Raw genomic sequence first — 20,974 nt, 5'->3', positions numbered from 1 at the left:
CGCCCAGACCAAAGCCGGTGACCGCGCCTCCCTGTTTGCCACCGCCATCAAGGCCTTCCGCTTCCTGCTCGGCTCCGCCGTTCTGGCTGTTGGCGCCTGGCTGGCGATCCTGCAGGAAGTCTCTCCGGGCGTCATGATTGCCGCCTCCATCATCACCTCCCGCGCTCTGTCCCCTGTTGAGCAGGCCGTTGGCCAGTGGCGCGTGTTCATCGCTGCCCGTCAGGCCCGCGCCCGTCTGGAAAAAGCGCTGGAAGGTCTGGATGAGAGCGCACCGGAAACCGAACTACCTCTGCCAAGCAAGACCCTCAATGTGCAGCAGATCGCAACAGCCCCTCCAGGTGCCCGCGCCGTCACATTGGCTGGCGTCAACTTTGAGCTCAAGGCCGGAGATGGCATGGGCATCATCGGCCCGTCCGGTTCCGGCAAGACCAGTCTGGTGCGCGCGCTTGTGGGCGTCTGGCCAATCCATCGCGGCTCCGTGCGCCTTGATGGCGCCGAGCTGGGCCAGTGGTCTGAGGACCGCCTCGGCACCGCCATCGGCTACCTGCCGCAGGATGTGGAACTGTTCGACGGCACCATTGCTGAAAATATCTCGCGCTTTGCGCCTGAGCGCAATGACGAGAAAATTCTCGAAGCGGCTCAGCTTGCCAATGTGCATGAGCTGGTGACCGGCCTGACAGATGGCTATGACACACAGGTTGGCGAAGGCGGTGCTCTGCTGTCTGCCGGCCAGCGTCAGCGCATTGGTCTGGCCCGCGCGCTTTACGACAACCCGTTCCTGATCGTGCTGGATGAGCCGAACTCCAATCTGGATGCAGAAGGCGAAGCCGCCCTGACCCGCGCCATCAAGCTGATGCGCCAGAACGGCAGCATCGTGATTGTTGTGGCGCACCGCCCAAGCGCGATCTCAGCCGTTGAGCTGCTGCTTGTTGTGAAGGATGGCCAGCAGGCCGCCTTTGGCCCGAAAGAAGAAGTCCTGCCAAAAATCAGCGCCCCAACCGGCGTGCCTGCACCAGCCGGTGCCCCCGCCCCCGGCGCCAAGCCAGCGCCTGCGGCAGCAAAAACAGGACCATTGAGCGTGGTGCCACATGCCTGAGCAAACAACACTTTCCTCCATTCAGTCCTCTCGTAAGAAACACCTGCGCTGGGGTATCGCTCTTGTGGGCGTTCTGGTTCTCGGCCTTGGAGGCTGGGCCTCTGTCGCCAAGATCAACAGCGCGGTGATCACCTCCGGCTCCATCGCGGTCGATGGTCAGGCCAAGAAGGTCCAGCATCAGGAAGGCGGCATTGTCGGTGAGATCCTCGTCAAAGACGGCGACGAGGTCAAAGCCGGTGACGTGCTGTTCCGTCTTGATGAGACCGTGGTCAAAGCCAACCTTGCCATCACCCGCAAGCGCTTGCACCAGATGCAGGCTCAGGAAGCCCGCCTTTCCGCCGAATGGCGCCGCGAACAGCGTGTGATCTTCCCGCAAACTCTTGTTGAGCTGGCCAAGACTGACGAGATCGCTGCCACCGCACTAGACGGCGAACAGGCTCTGTTTGACGCCCGCCAGCAAGGCATCAAGGGCCGCAAGAAACAGCTTGGCGAGCAGATTGCTCAGCTGGAGCAGCAGATTGAAGGCCTGCAGGTGCAGCGCGATGCCAAGGCAGAAAGCATCGATCTGGTCACCCAGCAGCTTTCTGACTTCTCCTCACTTTTAGAAAAGCGCCTGATCAACGCTTCTCAGGTCACCGCCATCAAACGCGAACGCGCCGAGCTGATCGGTGACCGCGGCGGGTTGATCTCCCAGATCGCCCAGACCAAGGAAGCCATCAGCGAAAAGCGCGTGCAGATCCTGCAGCTGGATGAGGAGTTCCTTGAAAAGGTGCTCTCTGACCTGCAGACCATTCGCTCCCAGATTGCTGAGTTGGAAGAACAGGAAGTTGCCGCTGAAGATCGCCTCAAGCGCATCGACATCCGTGCACCACAGTCCGGCTACGTGCACCAGCTTGCGGTTCACACCGTGGGCGGCGTGATTGCGCCGGGAGATACCTTGATGCTGGTGGTGCCGGAAGACAGCGAACTGGTGATCGAAAGCCGTGTTCAGCCCATCGATGTGGACCAGCTGCAGGTTGGACAGGATGCCTATGTACGCCTCGCCGCCTTTGACCAGCGCACCACACCGGAGCTGAGCGCTGCCGTGCTCAACGTCTCCCCGGACCTGACCCGTGATGAGGTCACCGGCGAGCCGTTCTATCTGGCACGCCTGAAGATCCTGGAAAGCGAGATGCCAAAGCTGAACGGCCAGACCCTCGTTCCCGGCATGCCCGTCGAAGGCTTCATTCAAACCGGCGAACGCACCGTCCTCTCCTACTTCGTAAAACCTCTGCAAGACCAAATCGCCCACGCACTCAAGGAGAAGTAAGGCCCCCTTACTTCCTCGGAGGGCGGCTTCATTGATTTTTGAGGTCGTGAGGATTAAAATGCCGGAGTAGGAAGGGAACCGTAGGTCCCCTCCCTTTTGCTTAAGAACCAAAAGAGACTCGGAGTTGCATTAGCCAGCTGTTCCGAGTCTTTTTCATTTTAAGCGTGAGTGAAATGGGGAATAACCTCATCCCATCACCTCCGGTTTGAGGGCAAGGCTGTTGCCTCAGTCGGATAAGCCTATCTTGTCCGATGCATTGGCTGGCACAACACAGCTGCTTTCACCCTCAAAGAGCTCCCAGCTTACCACCAAACATCGCGATCTTTATCTCCCTGATTTTGGGAGTGACTTTCATTTAGCCAATAAAAAAGCGGCTCTGGGAGCCGCTTTTCTGTTCTTGTAAAAGGCCCTCGCATACTCGCGAGAGCCTTCTTTTTTACTTAAACCAGCATTTCGCTTGGGCTGCTGAGGTCCAGACCGATGATGAGTGGGTCGTGGTCAGAAGCGCCGTACTGGTCGTCGTTGTAGAAACCAGCGTCGGTGAAGCGGCTATTGTAGCTGAGCAGGTCTGGCTCATCAGCGTTGATGTGCCACTCAGCAAGACCAGTCACCTGTTCAGCAAGGCTGTCGGATGCCAGAGCGTGGTCCAGAGAACCGCGCTGACCATCAAACACGAAGCTGTAGCTTCATCGCCCAGGTACTGAGAGAGAAGATCGGTCATGTCACCGCCTTCGATCAGTTCCTGTACGGAGTCGCCTTTACCGTAAGTGTTCAAGTCACCGATCACGAGGATATCCGGATCAAGCCCCGCACCTGCGTAATCAGTTCTCAGCCACTCATGCAGCTCTTTTGCTGCGTCTTCACGTGCCTGAGCCCAGAACGCCTGTCCGTCACCCTGATCGTAGTTTGGATCAGCGATCAGAGCATCCAGATCTGCCTGTACCTGAGCAACATCAGCAGCCGGGATGGTACCTGCATCCAGCTTGCCCTGAATGTCTTCCACCAGATCACTCAGACCGCTTGGGCCTTTGGACTTGTAGTGGTTGACGGCAAGGGTAAAGCGTTCACCGTTTGCATCCTCAAAGGTGGTTGCAACGGTTGGGCGGTTACGCTGGAAGTCACCTACATATGAACGATCAGCAAACTCCTGCAGACGATCCGCAATTGCGTAAGTCGTAGCTGCACTTGATTCCTGATAGGTGTAGGTTTCTGTCTCGATGACAGTCAGCTTGCTTGGACGGTAGATCATACCGGTAGTGATCGCATCTGACCCAATCGGAGCCCCATCAGTCGGGTTCACGAAGGTGTACAGCTCATCAGTCCGGCCCTGAGCGGTCAGTTCCGCATTGAGGGCATCAACAAGAGCGCTGATAGCAGATGCATCATCAAAGCCGTTGTTCTCCAACTCCTGAAGACCAAAGACATCCGCATCGATATCAAGCATTGCCTTGACGATCTTGTCCGTCTGACGAGCAAGGTCTGCTTCGGTGCTCGCACCGCGCTGGCCAAGGGTGGTGAAGTAGTTCAGCACGTTGAAGCTGGACACTTTCAGCTCACCGCCAACATCAGCAGGCTGCTCAGGACGTGCACCGGAGTTGGTGCTCTCATCGATGGACAGCTGACCATCAACAACCAGAGTATGACCGTCGAAGCCTTCTGTCAGAACACCTTCGATCGGAGCATCGATTTCTGTACCGAGACGCAGAGTTGCGCCAGCAGAGAAGTCGTCGTCCTTGTCAAGGTAACCGTTGCCATTGTCGCCGTTTTCAGCAGTCACTGGCACATACGTGAACTCATCAGGGTTCTGCTCAGAAGAACCATCATCGATGAGGATGCGGTTGTTCTGGTTCATTTCCTGATGTTCGATGATCTGGTCCAGCTCGTCCTGCGGATCATACAGGTGAGTTGCCTGATACTGGGAGCCAGCAGAAACTGTAATCTGACCGTAGCGGTCGAAATTGAAGTTTTCGATGACTGTCAGAGCATCGTCTGTGCCAGAAGCAATGCTGACGCGCATGCCTTCCAGAGCTTCCAGGTTGTTCTGGTTTGTCGGAGACAGAAGCACCTGCATGTATTCTGGAAGTTCATTGCCGGATGACAGAACGTTCAGATCAGCAATGTTTGTCAGCTGGGTCTGGCCGCCGAACTCAGCAACTGTACCGCCGAAGGACACTGCATCACCAACTGCAACGGTTGGAGCCGCGCCGGTGTAAACGAAGATACCTTCAGAGGTTGCTGCATTACCATCACTGTCAGTGGTTTCTTCCTGAAGGTAGAAGCCATTGCTGGTGAGGCGGGTCACAAGCGCGCTCACGTAAACGAACTCACCAACCATGCCGGATTCTGCACCTTCACCCTGAATGGTGGAGATGAGAGTAGGCGCGGTGTCGTCGTTCTCAACGGTGCTGGTTGCGCTCTTCGTTGTGATCTTGCCACCGGTTGGGTTGCTCAAGGTCACGGTCAGAGCTTCGCTCAGTTCTGTTGTTTCATCACCAGTGATGTTGACTGTGATGGTCTTGGTGGTTTCGCCAGCTGCAAACTCGATGCTGCCGGATGGCAGAGTACCACCGAAGTCAGCTGCATCAACGTCGCCGCCAACAGCAAAGTCAACAGTACCAGCTTCAGACAGATCACCATCACGGGTCACGGTGAACTCGAAGGAGGTTACGCCGCTGTCGCCTTCAGCTTTGGAGTCAGCTTCAGCCGCAATTGCGTAGGTTGTGGAGGTACCACCGCCACCTGTTGTATCGCCTTCCAGCTTCAGGTTCTGCAGCACGAATGCTTCATCGCTGCCGTTTGCAGAGCCTTCAACGGTGATGGTCAGTTCAGAGCCAGAACCTTCCAGATCAGCCATCAGCGTCTGCAGTTCATTGGTAAGAACCAGACCGGATGTGGTTTCAACCATCGGGTCGTTCAGATCAACAGTCTTACCGCTGGCAAGAGTGTAGGTCTGTGCGCCATCATTGTCAGATGTGAAGGAGAACAGGGTCTGCTCTTCACCGCCGTCAATGGAGTAGCGGATGGTCACAATGTCATCGGACTCAAAGTCACCCATTGCACCGGCATCCAGAGACAGGCTGATGTTGCTGTAGTCTGAAATGTCGAAGCGCCAGGTTGCGACCAGCGGGTCACCATCTGGGTTGTCATTGTTGACGGTATCAGCCAGGCCGAAGAACTCGCCAGTGTTGGTCGCTTCATCGATAACGCCAATTGAGTCATTCTCGAAGCTGCCATTGGTGGAGTCGACCATGGAGAACGGTGCATCACCGGCAGTGTACTTGCCAAAGCCATCTGCTGCGCTGGAGAAATCTGGCGCAGTGCTGGTGTACTCGATCAGACGATCGTTCTGAGAGTCTACCATGTCAAACGCGAAGGTTTCGCGCACAACTGCAGGGTTGCCCAGGATCTTCAGGTTCTGCATTGCAAAGGCTTCAGAACCGCCGTCAGACTTACCTTCAATGCTGATCGTTAGCTCAGAGCCGGTGCCTTCCAGATCAGACACGAGGGTCTGCAGCTGGTTGGTCAGCACAATGCCTGCGTCCGCATCGGTGAGCGGATCATCCAGATCAACAGTCTTGCCGCTGGCAAGGGTGTAGGTCTGAGCGCCGTCATTGTCAGATGTGAAGGAGTACAGAACCTGCTCTTCGCCACCATCGATGGAATAGCGGATCACGAAGGTGTCTGTGCCTTCAAAGTCGCCCATTGCACCAAGATCAAGGGAAAGACCAAGATCTTTGTAACCAGCAATGTTGAAGGTCCATGACGCAGTCAGTTCGCCGTCGTTATCGCCGTTGATGCTGTCAGTTACACCGAAAAACTCACCGGAGTTGGTGGATTCATCAATGATACCCAGAACGTCATTCTCAAAGCCGCCATTGGTAGAGTCGACCAGTGAGAACGGTGCGCTGTCTGCGGTGAACTTGCCAAAGCCATCAGCAACGCTGGAGAAGTCAGGCGCGTTGTTGGTAAAGCTCACCAGACCTTCGCTCTGAGAATCCACCATGTCAAACGCGATGACATCACGGGTTACTTCGTTTTCGTCTTCAACAGTAACGGAAACGCTCTTCGTGTCGGTGCCGCCGTCAGCGTCGGTTACAGTGACTTCAACATGGTAAACGTTGTCGCCATCTGCATCTGCAGGCGCTTCAAAGTCAGGTGCTGTCTTAAAGCTCAGCTGACCGGTTTCAGCATCGATTTCGAACAGGTCTGCATCAGTACCGGAAACGGAGTAAGTGAGATCTGTGTTGTCTACGTCGGTTGCGGATGCAGTTGCCACTTCAGTGGTGTTTTCTGCAATGGAAACCTCGGAAGCCACAGACAGAACAGGCGCCTGATTGGAACCGGTCACGGTTACAGTAACGGTGACGTCTTTGGTGCTGCCGTTGCCGTCGGTAACTGTGTAGGTGAAGGTATCTTCAGCGGTCTCACCTTCACGCAGGCTGTCAAACACGTTGCCTGGGTTATAAGAGACCTGACCGTTCTCGAGAGAAACAGTAGCGCCGGATGTGCTGGTTGCAGAAACGCCAGTGATAGACAGGGTGTCGCCGTCGTAATCCTTGTCGTTTTCCAGCAGTGTTGCTGCGTCAATAACCAGACCTTCATCGCCGGATGCAACTGCATCCTCACCAGCGCGGATCTCGTTGTTACGACCATCCAGATAGTAGGTGTAATCGTCAGCCTGGAAGTAGACCGCCTCAACATTCATCAAGGTGTCTTTTTCAGAGCCGTCGTTTGCGATGACTTTGGTCTTCGGATTCCACCAGCCACCACGTTGCTGGAATGAGTAATCGTCGATTGAGCCTTCATAAACGGCTGTATCGAAACCACGACCACCATTGATGCTGTCATTGCCAGCACCACCATGGATGACATCGTCGCCACCAGCTGCGCTGATGCGGTCATTGCCGTCACCAGCGAAAATAAGGTCATTGCCCTTACCTGCGCGGATCCAGTCATTTCCTGCATATGTGGAGATGGTATCGTTACCGTTGAAACCCCAAACCCAATCAATGCCATCAGTGCCGTTGATGACGTCATCCCACCACGTGCCGAATTTTACGTTGATCGAGTAGAAGTTAAATCGAGGAAAGAAATTGAACATGTATCAACCCCGTTACAGTTCATCTTATCCGTATTCGCCACTCCCCTCCCAGTTTGAGCCAGGAGCCAAGGCGAACGTTTATTTTTGCAATATGCCCGAATAATTTTCTGCAGCATGCATCGCTAGTTTTCTCGATGTCAGGGGTGACGTAAAGGCGCTATTGATCAATTTTTCACTTTTTGCATATTATTTCGAATAATATTTTCTTTTGTGAAATTTTTTTCAACTTCGCGTTGCATATCTATGTCGTCGCGATGAAAGATTACCCAGTGCTGTGCATAACCTGGGATACTTTTCAGCCCTGTTTGGCCTCTGCGCGACTCACATATCGCAAAACTGCACTGCGAATCCATAGATACAATTAAAATTTAATTATCAAAATTACGTTTTTTGGTGGGTTTTTGACGGTCTTCATTTACCGCTTGAGCAAATCCATTCTTATTCTACATATTATCTCATTTGGAGTATCATTTTCTAACTTGACTATTATCTATAGCATGTAGTTTCTTATATGAGATCTTTTCAGCAAACGAGATGAACTTGGAGAGGGTTCATCAGAACCAAAAACTGAAGAGGCGGCAGAAAAGAGCGGGACGAGCATGTGTAATTTGATCGATAAAATAAGAAACTCGGTGATCGGTGAGGACGCGGCCATCACCACAGCGTTTGGTCGTAAGCCATTGGTTTATGCGGATTACACAGCGTCAGGACGTTCCTTGAGCATGATTGAGGACTACATCCGCGATCACGTGCTGCCCTACTATGCCAACACTCACACAGAGACCTCCTACACCGGTGCGCAGACCACAGCTCTGCGCGAGCAAGCCCGCCAGCAAATCCGCTCTGCGGTGAACGCGAACGACGATCATTCAGTGATATTTTGCGGTTCCGGTGCAACTTCTGCGATCCACAAGCTGATCGACATTCTCAACCTGAAACTGCCTGCCGACCTGAGCGCACGCTACAAGTTTGAGCAGCAAATTCCAGCAGAAGAACGCCCCGTTGTTTTCATCGGTCCTTACGAGCATCATTCCAATGAGCTGCCATGGCGCGAGAGTATCGCAGACGTGGTTTCCATTCCGCTTTGTGAGGGCGGACAGGTCTGTCTGGACGATCTTGAGAAGCAGCTGATCAAGTACGCAGATCGCCCCCTTAAAATCGGCAGTTTCTCAGCAGCTCCAACGTGACTGGCGTGAAAACCGACGTCGACACCGTTGCGCGCCTGCTCCACAAACACGGCGCTCTGTCCTTCTGGGATTACGCGGCAGCAGGCCCGTATGTGGGCATCGATATGGCGGGCGAAGTAACGGAAGAGGGAGACAGCTCCAAAGACGCTATCTTCCTGTCACCACACAAGTTTGTCGGCGGACCGGGTACTCCGGGCGTGCTGATTGTGAGTGATGCAATCCTCAAGAACCGCGTTCCAGCCATGCCGGGTGGTGGCACCGTGATGTACGTAACGCCGGAAGATCACCGCTATGTGGCTGATGCTGAGCGCAGGGAGGAAGGCGGAACACCTGCCATCGTGGAATCCGTACGCGCCGGCCTCGTGTTCAAGCTTCAGCAAGCGGTTGGAACGGACGAGATTGAACGACGGGAAGAGAGCTTTGTTTCCAGGGCTGTGGCGCGTTGGTCAAAATGCGAGAACATTGCGATCCTCGGCAACACTGAGGCGCCGCGCCTGTCTATCACCTCGCTCAAGATCACCCACAAAGGCAAAGACCTGCACTACAGCTTTATCGTGGCGTTGCTCAACGACCTGTTCGGTATTCAGGCGCGTGGCGGCTGTTCTTGTGCTGGCCCTTATGGTCACGCTCTGCTGGGCATGGATATGCATTACAGCAAGGCGCTGGAAGAGCAGTTGGTTGAAGGCCATATGATCCTGCGCCCGGGCTGGATCCGCCTCAACTTCAACTACTTCATTGATGAGGAAACCTTCGAGTATCTTGTCCGCGCCATTGAACTGGTTGCTGAACACGGTTGGAAGCTGTTGCCGTTCTATCGGTTTGATCCAAATGGCGCTGTCTGGCGCTATCAAAACCACAAAGCCGAGCTCGCAGCATCCCTCGACACACTCGACTTCACCGCGATGCCAGCCCCGGCACCAAAGTCAGATCGTCCATCACTTTCTGAGACGATGGAAGCCGCAGAAACCGAACTGCTGCGCACACACGGTGCAGAGCAACGCTACAATGTGGTTCAGCCTGAAAAGGTGGAGGAACTGCGCTGGTTCGTCCGCCCACAAGACGTGGCTGTGGCTTAACAAACTGGAAGGCGCTGGCGATATCTGCAGCGCCTTTGTTGCTCTTACAGGCGCTTGACCCAGTCTTCGTAGCGCCGGTCAATATCCGGCATGTCGGCAGCGTGTGTCCATGCAACGCCTGCGGAGTTCCGGGCTTCTGTCGGTGTCATGGAAAAACGCTTCTTGAAGGCACGACTAAAGGTGCTCTCGTATGCAAAGCCGAAGGAAAAGGCGATTTCGGCATTGGAACGATGAGCATTGCTGTTGCTGATAAGAGCCATCATGGCACCTTTCAGTCGCTGCTCCAGCACGAAGCTCTTTACCCCTCCATAGCTGCGGAACATTTCATAGAGTTTGGACCGCGAAATGCCTGCCTTGGAGGCCACCACCTCAGGCGTAAGCGCTGGGTTCGACAGGTTTTCATTGATTGCGCGTTTTGCCAGCATGATCTGCGCGGCATGACTGTTGGCATCTGAAATAACAACACCATCCGCCGTGCTGTTGAGGCATGCGGCAACAAGAGAGAGAGTTGCCGGATTAACATCAGCTGCCTGAGACAGGCTGAGCTGATCCGACAACTCTTTCAGCGTTTTAATATGACTGTACAGAAGCTGAACCATGGGCTGCGAGGCGGGCAATCTCCTCATATGCTGCCCATCTGGATAAACCAGCTTCGGTTCAAGCAACTCCCTGGGAATAATCAGGGACAGGTTTGAAAATGTATTGGTCCAGGATTTTGACGTCCTGGCTAAATCAAAAATGATAAGGCCATCTTGTGCAACAGAATGCTGTGCGCCGTCATGCTCATAGAACATGTCGCCGGTTTCAAATAACTGGATCATGAAATGGTCCATCCCATCTCTTGCGATGGTCAGTTCACTCCGTTCCCAGAACTGTTTTCTGCTTTTTGTCCGGGCCAGAACAATTTGCCCGAACATGTGAGCATCAACTTCAGCGGTGAAATCATCCGTCCTGACGGCATGGTCTGCTTCCACCTGAAACATGAAGGAAATGCTCTCTTTCCAGAGAGAGAAGCGCTCATCGGGAGCCACACCATCGACAGAAAACACAGCCTGAGGAATAGGCTGCGAAATCTCCGTTGGCTGAACTCCTTTTTTGAGATCCACCTCTCCCAAGAAATGCATCCTCGTAAAGTCATGCACTTAATACGTGCTTTTACTAAAACCTTATTCCATTTGTATACATCTCCAGGTGCGTTGCAAACAATGACGCAGCGTCCAGATCAATGTGCATTTTGTTTGAGATTGCGCCAAATCTGGTTTTTTTCCTGAGTTTCTTGCATTGATGCATGACGATGGCACAACCACCGATTCTGGCATTGGTGTGTTGCCACACCTCGCAGATGCTCGCGCACTGCTGAAATTATTGTGATGATGAGATGCAAGCCTCAGCCTTGTAGCAGCCCTATTCAGGGCACACCTTCAGGAGAGCTCCCCACTCCCCCTTGAGCCTTCGAAGGATCACCCATGCCCCTGCAGTCGTCAGCCGCCAGCTCCCACTCTCTCAGAGTTCTCCTGCCCGCCGTCGTGCTGGCAGGTGTTGTCGGCGAGCTCGCTTTTGAAGCATATGCGTGGTTCGTCTCGCCAATCCTGTTTGGCCCTGTACTGGAACCTGCCAATCTCGTAATCGCACTCACATCCAAACTCTTTGGGCTGTCCATTCCCTACAGTGCAGCGTTTGCTATCCACTTTTCAGTGGGTGCAATCGCCTTCCCTGTGGCCATACTGGCAGTGCATCTGATGACCAGACTGAAGTTCCTGATTGCCGGCGTCGTGGCGGGTGTGCTGCTCTGGTACATCGCGCAGGGCATGCTTGCGCCCTTTATCGGCAGAAGCTTCATGATGGACTTTGGCGCCTATACCCAGTCCTCATTCGTCGGCCACGTCGGCATGGCAATCGTGATGGCCCTTGTGTTCTCAGTGCTCTTTGGAGAACGCAAAGCCAAACGCTAGAACCGGAGAGAGCTGTTCGCCCTCTCCTTCGTTTTTTGTTGTTAAGCCGAGTATTTGAGCCGGATTACGGGCTGTTGTGTTTCTTCGCTAAAGGCTTCATGCATTTCCTCAAAGCCGTAGCGCGCATAAAAGCGGCGGCCAATGGGATTATGCTTGAAGACTTCCAGCTCGACGCTGCTATGGAGAGAAACAGCCTGATCCATCAGTGCCTTCCCGAGCTTGCGCCCGTGAAAGTCAGGATGCACGAACAGTCCGCCCACTTCATTGCCCAGCAACGAGATGAAGCCGACGACAGAACCGTCTGCTTCCACCACCCATGTATCAGCGGATGGCAGGTACATATTGCGGATGTTGTTGGTCTCATTTGCGAGGAACGCATCACTCAAAAAGGTATGCGCGTACTTGCTGGCCTTCAGCCAGACGTCAACAATGGCCTCGGTGTCACGAGTTTCAAATTTACGGATCATTGGAATATCCTGAAGAATGCCGCTGAGCGGCCTATGATGTTCGGAGAATTAAAGGCATGCGAAACCAGCCGCGCGAAATCATGCGGTCTTAAGGTTAGAAACATGCATAGGGGTTCTTTTTGCGAACCCTCAGATCCGGGACATCAAAACTCCTCTGAGACACTTCAGGAGCTTTCACGTTAAGCTCATCGCGCCCAGTGTCAAGCCAGCAGGATCACCCATCACACCCTCTCCTGCACACCTGTTGCGCGGATAACACGTGTGCGTTGCATCTTTCTATTTCCGGAAAGTCTGTGGTGCTAAAGGGACTTGATGGTGAAGACGCAACCGATGCCCGTTTCCCATTCCGGACGCGTCTTCACCATCGAGAAGGCTCTGTTTCACAGTCAACATCGGGCAAAAAATATTCCCGGAGACAGTTTTAAACATATATTTGAGCCAAAAAGGCAAGTTTCGCCACGACGCGAAAACTTTACCATAAATGGACCCTAATCCCATGAGTTCTCTAGCTCCTTTGATTTTCGTTAGGTCCATTTGTTTTCAAGAGGACAACTCCAAGATGCCGATTGCGCAAAAACACTTGCGTTAGATCAACGTCCTTCATCTACGCAACAGTACGATTGTGCTGATCGTGGGAGAGGTCTGTAAAAATGTCTACTACTATAGTTAGCAGTGAAGTGGAGAAGCTCGCTGAAATTCCCTTGCTTAAACGGTTGAGTACCGAGGCAAGAGAACAGCTGCTTCGGGGTGCCACTAAGAAATCTGTCTCGCGCGGTGAGATGATATTTTTTCAGGATGATAAAGCAGACGCGTTTTTTATCGTTCTGGAAGGATGGGTCAAAGTTTTTCGCGCGACAAGCAGCGGCGATGAAGCCGTTGTAGGGGTATTCACCCGCGGGCAAACCTTCGCAGAAGGAGCAGCCTTTACAAACTCAAACTATCCAGCTTCCGGGGAAGCAGTCACTGATAGTGTTGTGCTTTGTATTCCTGTTGCCCATTTGGCCAAATCTATTGCAGCTGATCCAAACATCGCGCTGGCAATGATGTCGTCTCTATCCATGCACTTGCACCAGCTCGTGCTGCAGATCGAAGGCCTGAAAACACACACCGGTGCACAGCGAGTGGCTGAGTTCCTTCTGAACCTTAGCTCCGAACCTGCCGGTTCCTGCACACTGGTACTGCCATACGATAAAGCTCTGATTGCTGGCCGTTTAGGGATGAAACCGGAAAGTCTGTCCCGCGCCTTCCAGAAGCTGAAAAGCTACGGCGTTGAGGTCAAACAGAACCGGGCTATCATTTCAAACGTTCAGGCTCTGCGCACACTCGTAGAACAGGAACGCACAGTCGTTATGCATTCAAGCCACGGTTAGGCAGGAAGTCATCTTTTTGATTTTGGTGTCCGGGTCAGGTCTCCTGCCCCTTGTAGATTTGCTTTATGAATTCTCCGAGCTGTTTTAGCTCCTCTCCACGTGGTGAGCTTTTTCGCCACGTAAGCGTGATTTTTCTTGGCAGTGCCTTGTCAACATCAACGAGATGAAGATCATACTTGTCGGTCAGCCCGGCCTTGATTGCTATGTCAGGCAGAAGCGTTGTTCCAAGCCCTTCTGCCACCATACCAACCAATGTGGAAAGGCTGGTCGCTTCAAAGCTGCTGTCTTGTACAGGTCCGATTGGAGTAAATGCGGAAAGGGCATGCTGTTGTAAACAATGCCCTTTTTCCAACAGCATCATCCGGGTACCTTCCAGGTCCGCCCCGTCTGCATGCTTCAGTTTTGCAAGTGGGTGGTCTGGGCCAACGGCCAGCTTGTAGCCATCTTCAAACAATGTCTCATAAGCAAGGTCGCCAATCTCGAATGGTAGGGCCAGTAACACTGCATCTAGATATCCATTTTGCAGGGCTAAGAGCAGATCGCTGGTCATTCCCTCTTTAATAAAGAGGCGTAGCTCCGGAAACTTCTTGCGCAGGTGCGGCATGAGACCGGGCAAAAGGTATGGCCCAACTGTTGAGATGACACCTAGCTTCAAATCACCAGCCAGAAACCTGGAGTTTGCTGAGGCAAAATCTACAAAAGCCCTCGTATCAAGCAGAATACGACGCGCTCGGTCTGCCAGCGCATTGCCCAAAGGCGTAATGGTGACGGATCGCTTGGTTCGTTCTGCCAGATGAACACCTAGGTTCTGCTCCAGCTCTTTCAAAGCTGTGCTCAATGCGGACTGACTGACATTACATTTCTCAGCTGCACGACCAAAATGCTGCTCTTCCACCAACGCAACCAGAAACTCTAACTGCCGCAAACTCGGGAGATGACTCATAGATTTTCCAGATTACTGTTTTCTAATAAATCAATTTTACTAATTATTCTAGATCGCTAACTTGCATTTATCAAATCAAATGAGTTTGAGGAAAATAAATGACTGAAGAAACCATGATCACACTGCCACAGCTTAACAGACCAGCTCCAGATTTTACCGCGCCAACAACCGATGGCGTCAAATCATTGAGTGATTACAAAGGGCAATGGTTGATCCTCTTCTCCCACCCAGCTGATTTCACTCCGGTTTGTACCACCGAATTTATAGCCTTCGCCAACGCTGCAGATGACTTTGCAAAACTCAACACAGCCTTGCTGGGTCTCTCCATTGACAGCCACTACTCCCACATCGCATGGGCGCGGAACATTGAAGAGAAGTTTGGCGTGCACGTGCCGTTTCCGATCATCGCTGATCTCTCCATGGAGGTCGCTAAAGCCTATGGCATGATCCAACCGGGCGCTTCCGACACATCTGCTGTCAGAGCTACATTCATCATCGATCCTGAAGGTGTGTTGCGGGCTATGGTGTATTATCCGATGACCAACGGACGCTCTGTAGATGAGTTCCTGCGTCTGGTAAAAGCGCTGCAAACTTCAGAGGAACACAAGGTCGCCACTCCAGAAAACTGGCAGCCGGGAGATCAGGTCATCGTGCCTCCCCCAGCAACTCTTGAAGAAGCAAAAAACCGCCAGTCTGCCGGCTACGACTATGTAGACTGGTACTTCTCCAAGAAAGACATGGCTGTTTAAGGCAGGCAACATGCTGAGAGGTTCAGGCGTTTTATCTGCCTGAACCTAAGCCCCAAATTTCGCCGTACTTGGAGTTCTAGGAAACTCTTCGCCCGTAATCCGCTCCATCTTTCGGAGGTGTGTTACCGGTTAAGGCTGCAAGGGGTTGTTTCGCGCCAGATACCAGTACCGTTTCATGCAAATAGCTCTCAATATGTTGAGCCAGTGCATGTTCGCAGCCAATGACGGGGGCAAGTTTGCAGCCAGAAGGCGCGCTCTTCATCATTTCAGCAATATCGTCATGGCCATGTAGACCACCACTGGCGAACAGCGGAACGACAATCGCGTCTTCAGAGAGCGTGAGAACGGCTTTTTCGACAAAAGGCTCCTCGGAGAGGAACGCAACGCGCAGGTTTTTATAGCCGTAACGGCTTTCCAGCTGGTCCTTGAGTTGAAGTGCGCATAGCCGTGATTCCGGCCCAACCGTGGAGCCGTGGGCGACAATCATTACTTCCCTGTCAAGGTCCGGTTTGATCAAGGTACTTTTGCTGTTTGGTGCCAGCGTACTTTGAATGCTCTCGGAAACCAGATCAGGTAGGAAAGGCAATACACCAAGCGGGGGTAACAGCTTGATGTACTGCCCACTTCGGTTCAGATTCTGCCATTCACCTTCTTTCTGTTGTTGGTGGTCCCGGTCCAGCCCCAATCTGCGAGGCAGGACAGTTTTGCAGAAGTAGCCGTTACTTAAGAGGAGAGGTAGCACGAGCACACGCTCATGCGGGAGGATTTCGACCACTTCCTGCAGCGGTGGGGTCCCTTTCATCACCCCACTCACCACATCCAGTTCGGGCAGTAAAGGCGCCAGAGCATTCTTCAGGCGCACGTGGCCTGGTGTATTGTCGGCGCCCTTGCCGCCCAAATCGCCATGAGCAGCAAGAACAAGTGCCAGATCGCTAGTGGCTTGTACCAGCGGAGAAGGTGATCTTGTTCCAGACATTGTACTTTCCAGATGGCTTACTCATTGGAATACGCTTCACTTCTTCAAGCGTCTTCGCGTCGTAGATGATGATCATGCCGTCATTCTCCCAGATGGAGAGAATGGCGTGGCTGCCATCACGGTCAAACTCGATATGAGCAGCGGTTTTACCCGGGAGCGGTTTCAGCGTCTTAACGATCTCAAGCGTTTCTTTATCGATCACGTACATCTGATCCTTGTTTGGACCAAAGAACACGTCCGCCCAAGCGTACTTGGAATTTTCGTGAGATCGCATAAAGAAGCCCGGTCCAGCCGTATCGAGTGTCTTCAATACGGACCAGTTGGACATATCGATCACAGAAATCTTGCTCTCACGCAGGTGCGGGGTCACCATCACTGGCTTGCCTTCCCATTCCCAGCTGATGCCGGAGCCCAGATGCGGGAAGCCAGGCAGATCGATCTTGGCGATGGTGGAGCCTTCATCCATATCAACCACGACACCACTCTTACCGTCACGGGAAGACCCCATCAGGTGCTTGTAGGACTGGTCAAAGAAGAAGTCGTCCATCGGCGCATCAACCTGAATGCGGCGCAGAGCGAACAGACCTTCTGAAGTTGGTTTCGCACCATCCTTGCCGTAGTTATCAGCATCAACGTAAGCATCGTACTCCGGTTCAGCGTTCGGATTGGTTGAGACCTCCCAAACCTCAGGCGTATCCTTCATGGCGACAACAAAGCTGTCACGTTCAGGAGCCTGATAGACCGCAGAAACACGTGTGGTTTCACCGCCCAGTGACTCTGCATCAAAGATCTTCTCAACGGACAGGTCTTCAGCAGACAGCATCACTAAAGAGTGCGGCAGGTAGTTTGCCAGTGCGATGTGCTTGCCATCGCGTGAAAGCGCGATGTTACGGGAGTTGATACCGCCGCGCACTTCGCCAACCACCTTCAACGCCCACATATCGTACTTCGTAATCCAGCCATCACGGGACATGAAGTACACATAGTGCCCATCCGGTGTGAACTTAGGACCGCCATGCAGTGCAAACTGGGTTTTGAAGCGGGTTAGCGGCTCAAAAGTATCGCCATCCATGACAGTAGCGTAGTGATCGCCGGTTTCCACCACCACGAACAGGTTGAGCGGGTCGGACTCGTAGACTGGCTTTTCAACGGGCTTGTAATCCTCATTGAAGATCCGTGTCTCCATGATTTCCTTCTCACCCCAAACTGGCATTGCGCCGAGCGGGGTTTTGATCATGTTCACCAGATCCGCGATCTGCTGATCGTTCAGCTGATCACCAAACGCAGGCATCTGGGTGTGAACGCGGCCTTCCTTAATGGTGGCCGCCGCAGCACTTGCACGCAGACGTTTCAGGCTTTCCGGCAGAAGTGCCGGGCCAATGCCGCCGAGACGGTCACCGCCGTGGCATTCCGCGCAAAGTTCCTGATAGGTGCCTTTGGTGGCATCGGAAACCGGATAAAGTTCCAGTTTTTTACCACGCGCTTCAGCAGCACCTGCCAGCATGCAGGTTGCCAATAAAACACCGGCGAGTTTAGGCATAAACGTGTTTGGCTTCATGACGAGCTCCCCGGAATGGTGTTGTTTCAACGCGCTGGTGGTTTGTATCCTCCAGGCCGATCTCTTCATCCGTCAGGTAACAGGATGGGTCTTCCGCCCAAGGATCGCCGGTCAGCTGCAGCGCTCTTACACGCGTGTTGCCGTTACAGATGTTGAAGTACTGGCAAGAACCACAGCGGCCTTTGATCTGGCGCGGTGTCTGCTTCAGGCCCGCCATCACAGGATCAGATACATCCTGCCAGATCTCGGAGAACTTGCGCTCTTTCACGTTGCCGATGGTGTAGTGCCACCAGAAGCTGTCCGGATGCACCTTGCCGGTGTTGTCGATGTTGCCGATGTTTACACCAGAAGCGTTGCCACCCCAGCGCTCAAGCATATCTTCCAGATAACCTGCCTTCTCCGGCATGTTCTCACGCACCCACTGCAACAGGAAAATGCCATCTGCATCGTTGTTGCCGGTCACGTATTCTTTGGAGCTTCCAGCCAGCACATCCTCCCAGGCCTTTTCAATCAGGCGGGTCATGGCTTTGCGGGTCACGTTCAGGTGCGCATCTTCACCACGGTTCTTGTTACCGCGGCCTGCGTACACCAGGTGAGACAGATAGATCTTGTCTACTTTCTCGCGGTCACACAGCTCCAGATAGTCATCCAGAATGTCAGCGTTGTCTTCTGTCAGCGTAAAGCGCAGGCCAACTTTCACGTTTTCCTCACGCAGGTGACGAACAGCCTGCAAGGATAGGTCAAACGCGCCATCCATGCCACGGAAGTCATCATGCACCTTGCCGATGCCATCCAGCGAAATGCCAACATAATCGTAACCGATGGTGCCGATCTTGCGCGCCATCTCTTTATCGATGAGCGTGCCGTTGGTGGACAAGGCGGTATAGAAGCCGAGCTGCTTGGCATGTGCCGAGAGCTCCAGCATATCCGGGCGCATAAGCGGTTCACCACCAGAGAAGATGATGACCGGTACGCGGAAGCCTTTCAGGTCATCAATGACCTCATAGGCCTGCTCTGTTGAAAGCTCGCCGGGAAAATCTACATCGCCTGAGGTTGTGTAACAGTGCTTGCACTTCAGGTTACAACGGCGGATCAAGTTCCAGATTACGACCGGTCCAGCAGGTTTACGCGCTGGTGGAAGTGGATACGGATCCGCTAGAGCTTTGAGATAATGGGTCAGACGAAACACGCGGGCTCTCCCCTCTGCGACGAAGTCTAAGTCCTGTTTTTTTCAGGGTTTTTGTCGAAAACAGGACGTCATGTCCCTTGCATGATGAACCCACGAGAGCCTCTATTTCCTTGACTAAAGTCAGGCACTCTTCGCGAGTTTTTCCGTGCACCATGGCGAACACATTGTAAGGCCATGTGGGCATCCATCTGGGGCGCTGATAACAGTGGGAAACGAAGTCAAGCGCGCCCATAATTTGGCCAATACGCTCAACATCTTCATCAACGATATTCCAGACGGACATTCCATTTGCACGCATGCCCAGGGCGCGATGATTTGGCACAGCTGCGATACGACGAATTGCACCGTTTTCTTTCATGGATGCAACGCGTTCCAGCACCAGCTCTTCACTTACGCCAAGCTGGCTCGCAATCTGCGCATAAGGCTCGGAGACCAGCGGCAACCCTTCTTGCAGCGCTGCGACCAGAGCACGATCAAATTCAGAGAATTCTTCAAAATTATGCGTGCTCATGCCGGGACCTTAAACTCAATGAAAAACTCGCGTTCTTTCGGGAACAACCGAACAGGAATGCCTGTCAGCTCTTCAATGCGTTTCCCGCAAGTCTCAATTTCTTCAGGGGTTTCCGTGGCCAGAACGAACCACATGTTCAGTTCATGATCACGGGCATAGTTGTGCGCCACCTCGCTCAGCGAGTTCACTTGCTCGGTCACCTCGTCGTAGCGCTCTTCTGGCACAGCCATCGCGCACAGGCAGAACGCACCGCCCATCTGGGCAATATCGAACATCGGACCGAAACGGGTCAGGATGCGCGTCTCTAGCAGCCATTGCAGGCGTTTCAGAAGCACGTCTTCCTCAATGCCCAGCTCTTCGGCGACGGCTGCGTACGGCTTGGAGACGACTGGGAGGCCATCCTGCAGGCGATTGATCAGCTTGCGATCCAAATCATCCAGATGCACTCGCGCCGGTTCGTTCAAATGAGCAATGTCTGAGCTCATGCGCTTACTCCAGCGTTGTAGGCAAGACGGGCACCACGCTGCTTAAAGCACTTGGTGGAGAACAGCACATCGCTGCTCATCACGTGCTGCGTGGCCATGGTGGAAAGCCGATTGATAACCTCAAGCGCCTCTTCACGGCTGTTTGCGTGGGTCATGGTGTAAAGGTTGTACGGCCAGAGCGGCATCTCTCTGTTGCGCTGATAGCAAAGGCTCACCATCGGATCGGCAGAGAACATGGCACCGACATCATCGATATGCTCATCGCGCACGTTCCAGACAGACATGGCATTGGCCTTGTAACCAATGGAGCGATGCCGCACGACAACACCGAAGCGGCGAATGATGCCAGCATCCTGCAGTATCTTGAGGCGCTCTAGAACGGAGGTTTCCGAACGACCCAGCTTCAACGCAATGCGCAGGAACGGGCGATCTGAAAGCGGAATGCCGTCAGAGAGTTTCTCAAGCAGTCCAATGTCACCCGGCTCCAGCACTGACATGTCGACAGGTGGGAGCACCGGGGTTTTCTTTTCCAACCGCTGCTCTGTCAGAGAAAATCCCAGATCCAGGTGGAAAGCCTTTTCCATCCGAAAAGCGTGAACCACGAGATTGGTGGTCCGTTCTATACGGTCAAGTGTAGCCTCCAGGGTCGCCCGGTCTCGTTCAACAACCACGAACCAGATGTTCAGGTCATTTTCACGCAGGTAGTTATGGTTGACCCCCGGCTCATCATTGATGATCTGTGCCGCGGTTTCCACAAAGTGTGGAGGCGCAGAAACCGCAGCCAGACAACTCGCGCTGACTGTGTTCGGAGCCAGCACAGCACCAATGCGCGAGATAACGCCATTTGCCACCAACCGTTCGTAACTGCTGATCGCATCCAAGGCGTCCACCCCGGTTTCCCGGGCTATGAGATTGAATGGCTTTGGAACAAGTGGGAAATTATGCTGCCACTTGTCCACCAATACGAGATCAATATCACTCAGCTGTGCGCTCATATCGCAAACT

General features: G+C 53.4%; 18 protein-coding genes. 7 read left to right on the top strand and 11 right to left on the bottom strand.

Annotated features, from left to right (window positions below; genetic code table 11):
• Positions 1 to 1,096, top strand: a 1,096-nt coding sequence (locus JCM12308_RS11595; protein WP_128647380.1) for a type I secretion system permease/ATPase, incomplete at its 5' end; no start/stop codon positions are given.
• A complete protein-coding gene (locus JCM12308_RS11590; protein ID WP_054783808.1) occupies positions 1,089 to 2,405 on the top strand; it encodes an HlyD family type I secretion periplasmic adaptor subunit in 1,317 nt (438 codons plus the stop codon). The genes JCM12308_RS11595 and JCM12308_RS11590, both read left to right, overlap by 8 nt.
• 440 nt (positions 2,406 to 2,845) lie before the next feature.
• Here JCM12308_RS11590 and JCM12308_RS29705 read toward each other — a convergent pair whose 3' ends face one another.
• Both JCM12308_RS29705 and JCM12308_RS11585 read right to left on the bottom strand, forming a co-directional pair.
• Complete coding sequence (locus JCM12308_RS29705) at positions 2,846 to 3,079, bottom strand: hypothetical protein (RefSeq protein WP_208978479.1); 234 nt, start codon at positions 3,077 to 3,079, stop codon at positions 2,846 to 2,848.
• Positions 3,013 to 7,506 carry an ExeM/NucH family extracellular endonuclease gene (locus tag JCM12308_RS11585; RefSeq protein WP_208978478.1) on the bottom strand — a complete coding sequence of 1,498 codons (4,494 nt, stop codon included), beginning with the start codon at positions 7,504 to 7,506 and terminating at the stop codon, positions 3,013 to 3,015. The genes JCM12308_RS29705 and JCM12308_RS11585 overlap by 67 nt, the downstream gene beginning before the upstream one ends.
• A gap of 608 nt (positions 7,507 to 8,114) precedes the next feature.
• Between JCM12308_RS11585 and JCM12308_RS32250 the strand changes: the two genes are divergently transcribed.
• Positions 8,115 to 8,693 carry an aminotransferase class V-fold PLP-dependent enzyme gene (locus JCM12308_RS32250; RefSeq protein WP_208978477.1) on the top strand — a complete coding sequence of 193 codons (579 nt, stop codon included), beginning with the start codon at positions 8,115 to 8,117 and terminating at the stop codon, positions 8,691 to 8,693.
• Entirely contained in the window at positions 8,690 to 9,769 is a 1,080-nt protein-coding gene (locus tag JCM12308_RS29695; RefSeq protein WP_208978476.1) for an aminotransferase class V-fold PLP-dependent enzyme, read from the top strand. The genes JCM12308_RS32250 and JCM12308_RS29695 overlap by 4 nt, the downstream gene beginning before the upstream one ends.
• Before the next feature lie 44 nt (positions 9,770 to 9,813).
• On the opposite strand, the gene JCM12308_RS11575 is transcribed toward JCM12308_RS29695, so the two are convergent.
• Positions 9,814 to 10,893, bottom strand: a complete 1,080-nt coding sequence (locus tag JCM12308_RS11575; protein ID WP_054783807.1) for a helix-turn-helix domain-containing protein — start codon at positions 10,891 to 10,893, stop codon at positions 9,814 to 9,816.
• Between the two features lie 342 nt (positions 10,894 to 11,235).
• On the opposite strand from JCM12308_RS11575, the gene JCM12308_RS11570 reads away from it, so the two are divergent.
• Positions 11,236 to 11,721: a hypothetical protein gene (locus JCM12308_RS11570; protein WP_054783806.1), complete on the top strand. Its 486-nt coding sequence runs from the start codon at positions 11,236 to 11,238 to the stop codon at positions 11,719 to 11,721.
• Between the two features lie 41 nt (positions 11,722 to 11,762).
• Here the strand turns inward: JCM12308_RS11570 and JCM12308_RS11565 are convergent, their stop codons facing one another.
• On the bottom strand, positions 11,763 to 12,188 hold the full coding sequence (locus tag JCM12308_RS11565; protein ID WP_014284881.1) for a GNAT family N-acetyltransferase: 426 nt from the start codon (positions 12,186 to 12,188) through the stop codon (positions 11,763 to 11,765).
• 650 nt (positions 12,189 to 12,838) lie between these two features.
• Between JCM12308_RS11565 and JCM12308_RS11555 the strand changes: the two genes are divergently transcribed.
• Entirely contained in the window at positions 12,839 to 13,558 is a 720-nt protein-coding gene (locus JCM12308_RS11555) for a Crp/Fnr family transcriptional regulator (RefSeq protein WP_208609206.1), read from the top strand.
• 34 nt (positions 13,559 to 13,592) lie between these two features.
• Here the strand turns inward: JCM12308_RS11555 and JCM12308_RS11550 are convergent, their stop codons facing one another.
• A complete protein-coding gene (locus tag JCM12308_RS11550) occupies positions 13,593 to 14,501 on the bottom strand; it encodes a LysR substrate-binding domain-containing protein (protein ID WP_054783804.1) in 909 nt (302 codons plus the stop codon).
• 98 nt (positions 14,502 to 14,599) lie between these two features.
• Between JCM12308_RS11550 and JCM12308_RS11545 the strand changes: the two genes are divergently transcribed.
• Positions 14,600 to 15,250: a peroxiredoxin gene (locus JCM12308_RS11545; protein WP_014284877.1), complete on the top strand. Its 651-nt coding sequence runs from the start codon at positions 14,600 to 14,602 to the stop codon at positions 15,248 to 15,250.
• 76 nt (positions 15,251 to 15,326) lie between these two features.
• On the opposite strand, the gene JCM12308_RS11540 is transcribed toward JCM12308_RS11545, so the two are convergent.
• The 6 genes from JCM12308_RS11540 to ahbB (JCM12308_RS11515) are packed head-to-tail and all read right to left on the bottom strand — an operon-like array spanning position 15,327 to position 20,964.
• The gene (locus tag JCM12308_RS11540) at positions 15,327 to 16,226 is read right to left on the bottom strand and encodes a CbiX/SirB N-terminal domain-containing protein (RefSeq protein WP_208609205.1); all 900 of its coding nucleotides are present in this window, start codon (positions 16,224 to 16,226) and stop codon (positions 15,327 to 15,329) included.
• The gene (locus JCM12308_RS11535; RefSeq protein WP_244271881.1) at positions 16,183 to 17,784 is read right to left on the bottom strand and encodes a nitrite reductase; all 1,602 of its coding nucleotides are present in this window, start codon (positions 17,782 to 17,784) and stop codon (positions 16,183 to 16,185) included. Before JCM12308_RS11535 ends, JCM12308_RS11540 begins: the two co-directional genes overlap by 44 nt.
• Positions 17,759 to 18,973, bottom strand: coding sequence for a heme d1 biosynthesis radical SAM protein NirJ (gene nirJ / locus JCM12308_RS11530; protein WP_054783802.1), 1,215 nt, complete (start codon positions 18,971 to 18,973; stop codon positions 17,759 to 17,761). The genes JCM12308_RS11535 and nirJ overlap by 26 nt, the downstream gene beginning before the upstream one ends.
• Positions 18,909 to 19,484 carry a siroheme decarboxylase subunit beta gene (ahbB, locus tag JCM12308_RS11525; RefSeq protein WP_008548901.1) on the bottom strand — a complete coding sequence of 192 codons (576 nt, stop codon included), beginning with the start codon at positions 19,482 to 19,484 and terminating at the stop codon, positions 18,909 to 18,911. The genes nirJ and ahbB (JCM12308_RS11525) overlap by 65 nt, the downstream gene beginning before the upstream one ends.
• A complete protein-coding gene (locus JCM12308_RS11520) occupies positions 19,481 to 19,969 on the bottom strand; it encodes an Lrp/AsnC family transcriptional regulator (RefSeq protein ID WP_054783801.1) in 489 nt (162 codons plus the stop codon). Before JCM12308_RS11520 ends, ahbB (JCM12308_RS11525) begins: the two co-directional genes overlap by 4 nt.
• Complete coding sequence (gene ahbB / locus JCM12308_RS11515) at positions 19,966 to 20,964, bottom strand: siroheme decarboxylase subunit beta (RefSeq protein ID WP_008549039.1); 999 nt, start codon at positions 20,962 to 20,964, stop codon at positions 19,966 to 19,968. The genes JCM12308_RS11520 and ahbB (JCM12308_RS11515) overlap by 4 nt, the downstream gene beginning before the upstream one ends.
• Between the last annotated feature and the right edge of the window lie 10 nt (positions 20,965 to 20,974).

Origin of the sequence: Pseudovibrio denitrificans JCM 12308 (assembly GCF_001310815.1) — a bacterium.
In the GTDB taxonomy this organism is placed as follows: Bacteria; Pseudomonadota; Alphaproteobacteria; order Rhizobiales; family Stappiaceae; genus Pseudovibrio; species Pseudovibrio denitrificans.
Note: the sequence above shows the minus strand (reverse complement) of the source record. Positions and strands in the feature narration are given on the sequence as shown.

Excerpts from the sequence above, each read along its gene's own strand:
- JCM12308_RS11520 (WP_054783801.1), bottom strand. The coding sequence starts at position 19,969 with ATGAGCTCAGACATTGCTCATTTGAACGAACCGGCGCGAGTGCATCTG.
- JCM12308_RS11545 (WP_014284877.1), top strand. The coding sequence starts at position 14,600 with ATGACTGAAGAAACCATGATCACACTGCCACAGCTTAACAGACCAGCT.
- JCM12308_RS11565 (WP_014284881.1), bottom strand. The coding sequence starts at position 12,188 with ATGATCCGTAAATTTGAAACTCGTGACACCGAGGCCATTGTTGACGTC.
- ahbB (WP_008549039.1), bottom strand. The coding sequence starts at position 20,964 with ATGAGCGCACAGCTGAGTGATATTGATCTCGTATTGGTGGACAAGTGG.
- JCM12308_RS11540 (WP_208609205.1), bottom strand. The coding sequence starts at position 16,226 with ATGTCTGGAACAAGATCACCTTCTCCGCTGGTACAAGCCACTAGCGAT.
- JCM12308_RS11570 (WP_054783806.1), top strand. The coding sequence starts at position 11,236 with ATGCCCCTGCAGTCGTCAGCCGCCAGCTCCCACTCTCTCAGAGTTCTC.
- JCM12308_RS11575 (WP_054783807.1), bottom strand. The coding sequence starts at position 10,893 with ATGCATTTCTTGGGAGAGGTGGATCTCAAAAAAGGAGTTCAGCCAACG.
- JCM12308_RS11590 (WP_054783808.1), top strand. The coding sequence starts at position 1,089 with ATGCCTGAGCAAACAACACTTTCCTCCATTCAGTCCTCTCGTAAGAAA.
- JCM12308_RS11585 (WP_208978478.1), bottom strand. The coding sequence starts at position 7,506 with ATGTTCAATTTCTTTCCTCGATTTAACTTCTACTCGATCAACGTAAAA.
- ahbB (WP_008548901.1), bottom strand. The coding sequence starts at position 19,484 with ATGAGCACGCATAATTTTGAAGAATTCTCTGAATTTGATCGTGCTCTG.
- JCM12308_RS11555 (WP_208609206.1), top strand. The coding sequence starts at position 12,839 with ATGTCTACTACTATAGTTAGCAGTGAAGTGGAGAAGCTCGCTGAAATT.
- JCM12308_RS11535 (WP_244271881.1), bottom strand. The coding sequence starts at position 17,784 with ATGAAGCCAAACACGTTTATGCCTAAACTCGCCGGTGTTTTATTGGCA.
- JCM12308_RS11550 (WP_054783804.1), bottom strand. The coding sequence starts at position 14,501 with ATGAGTCATCTCCCGAGTTTGCGGCAGTTAGAGTTTCTGGTTGCGTTG.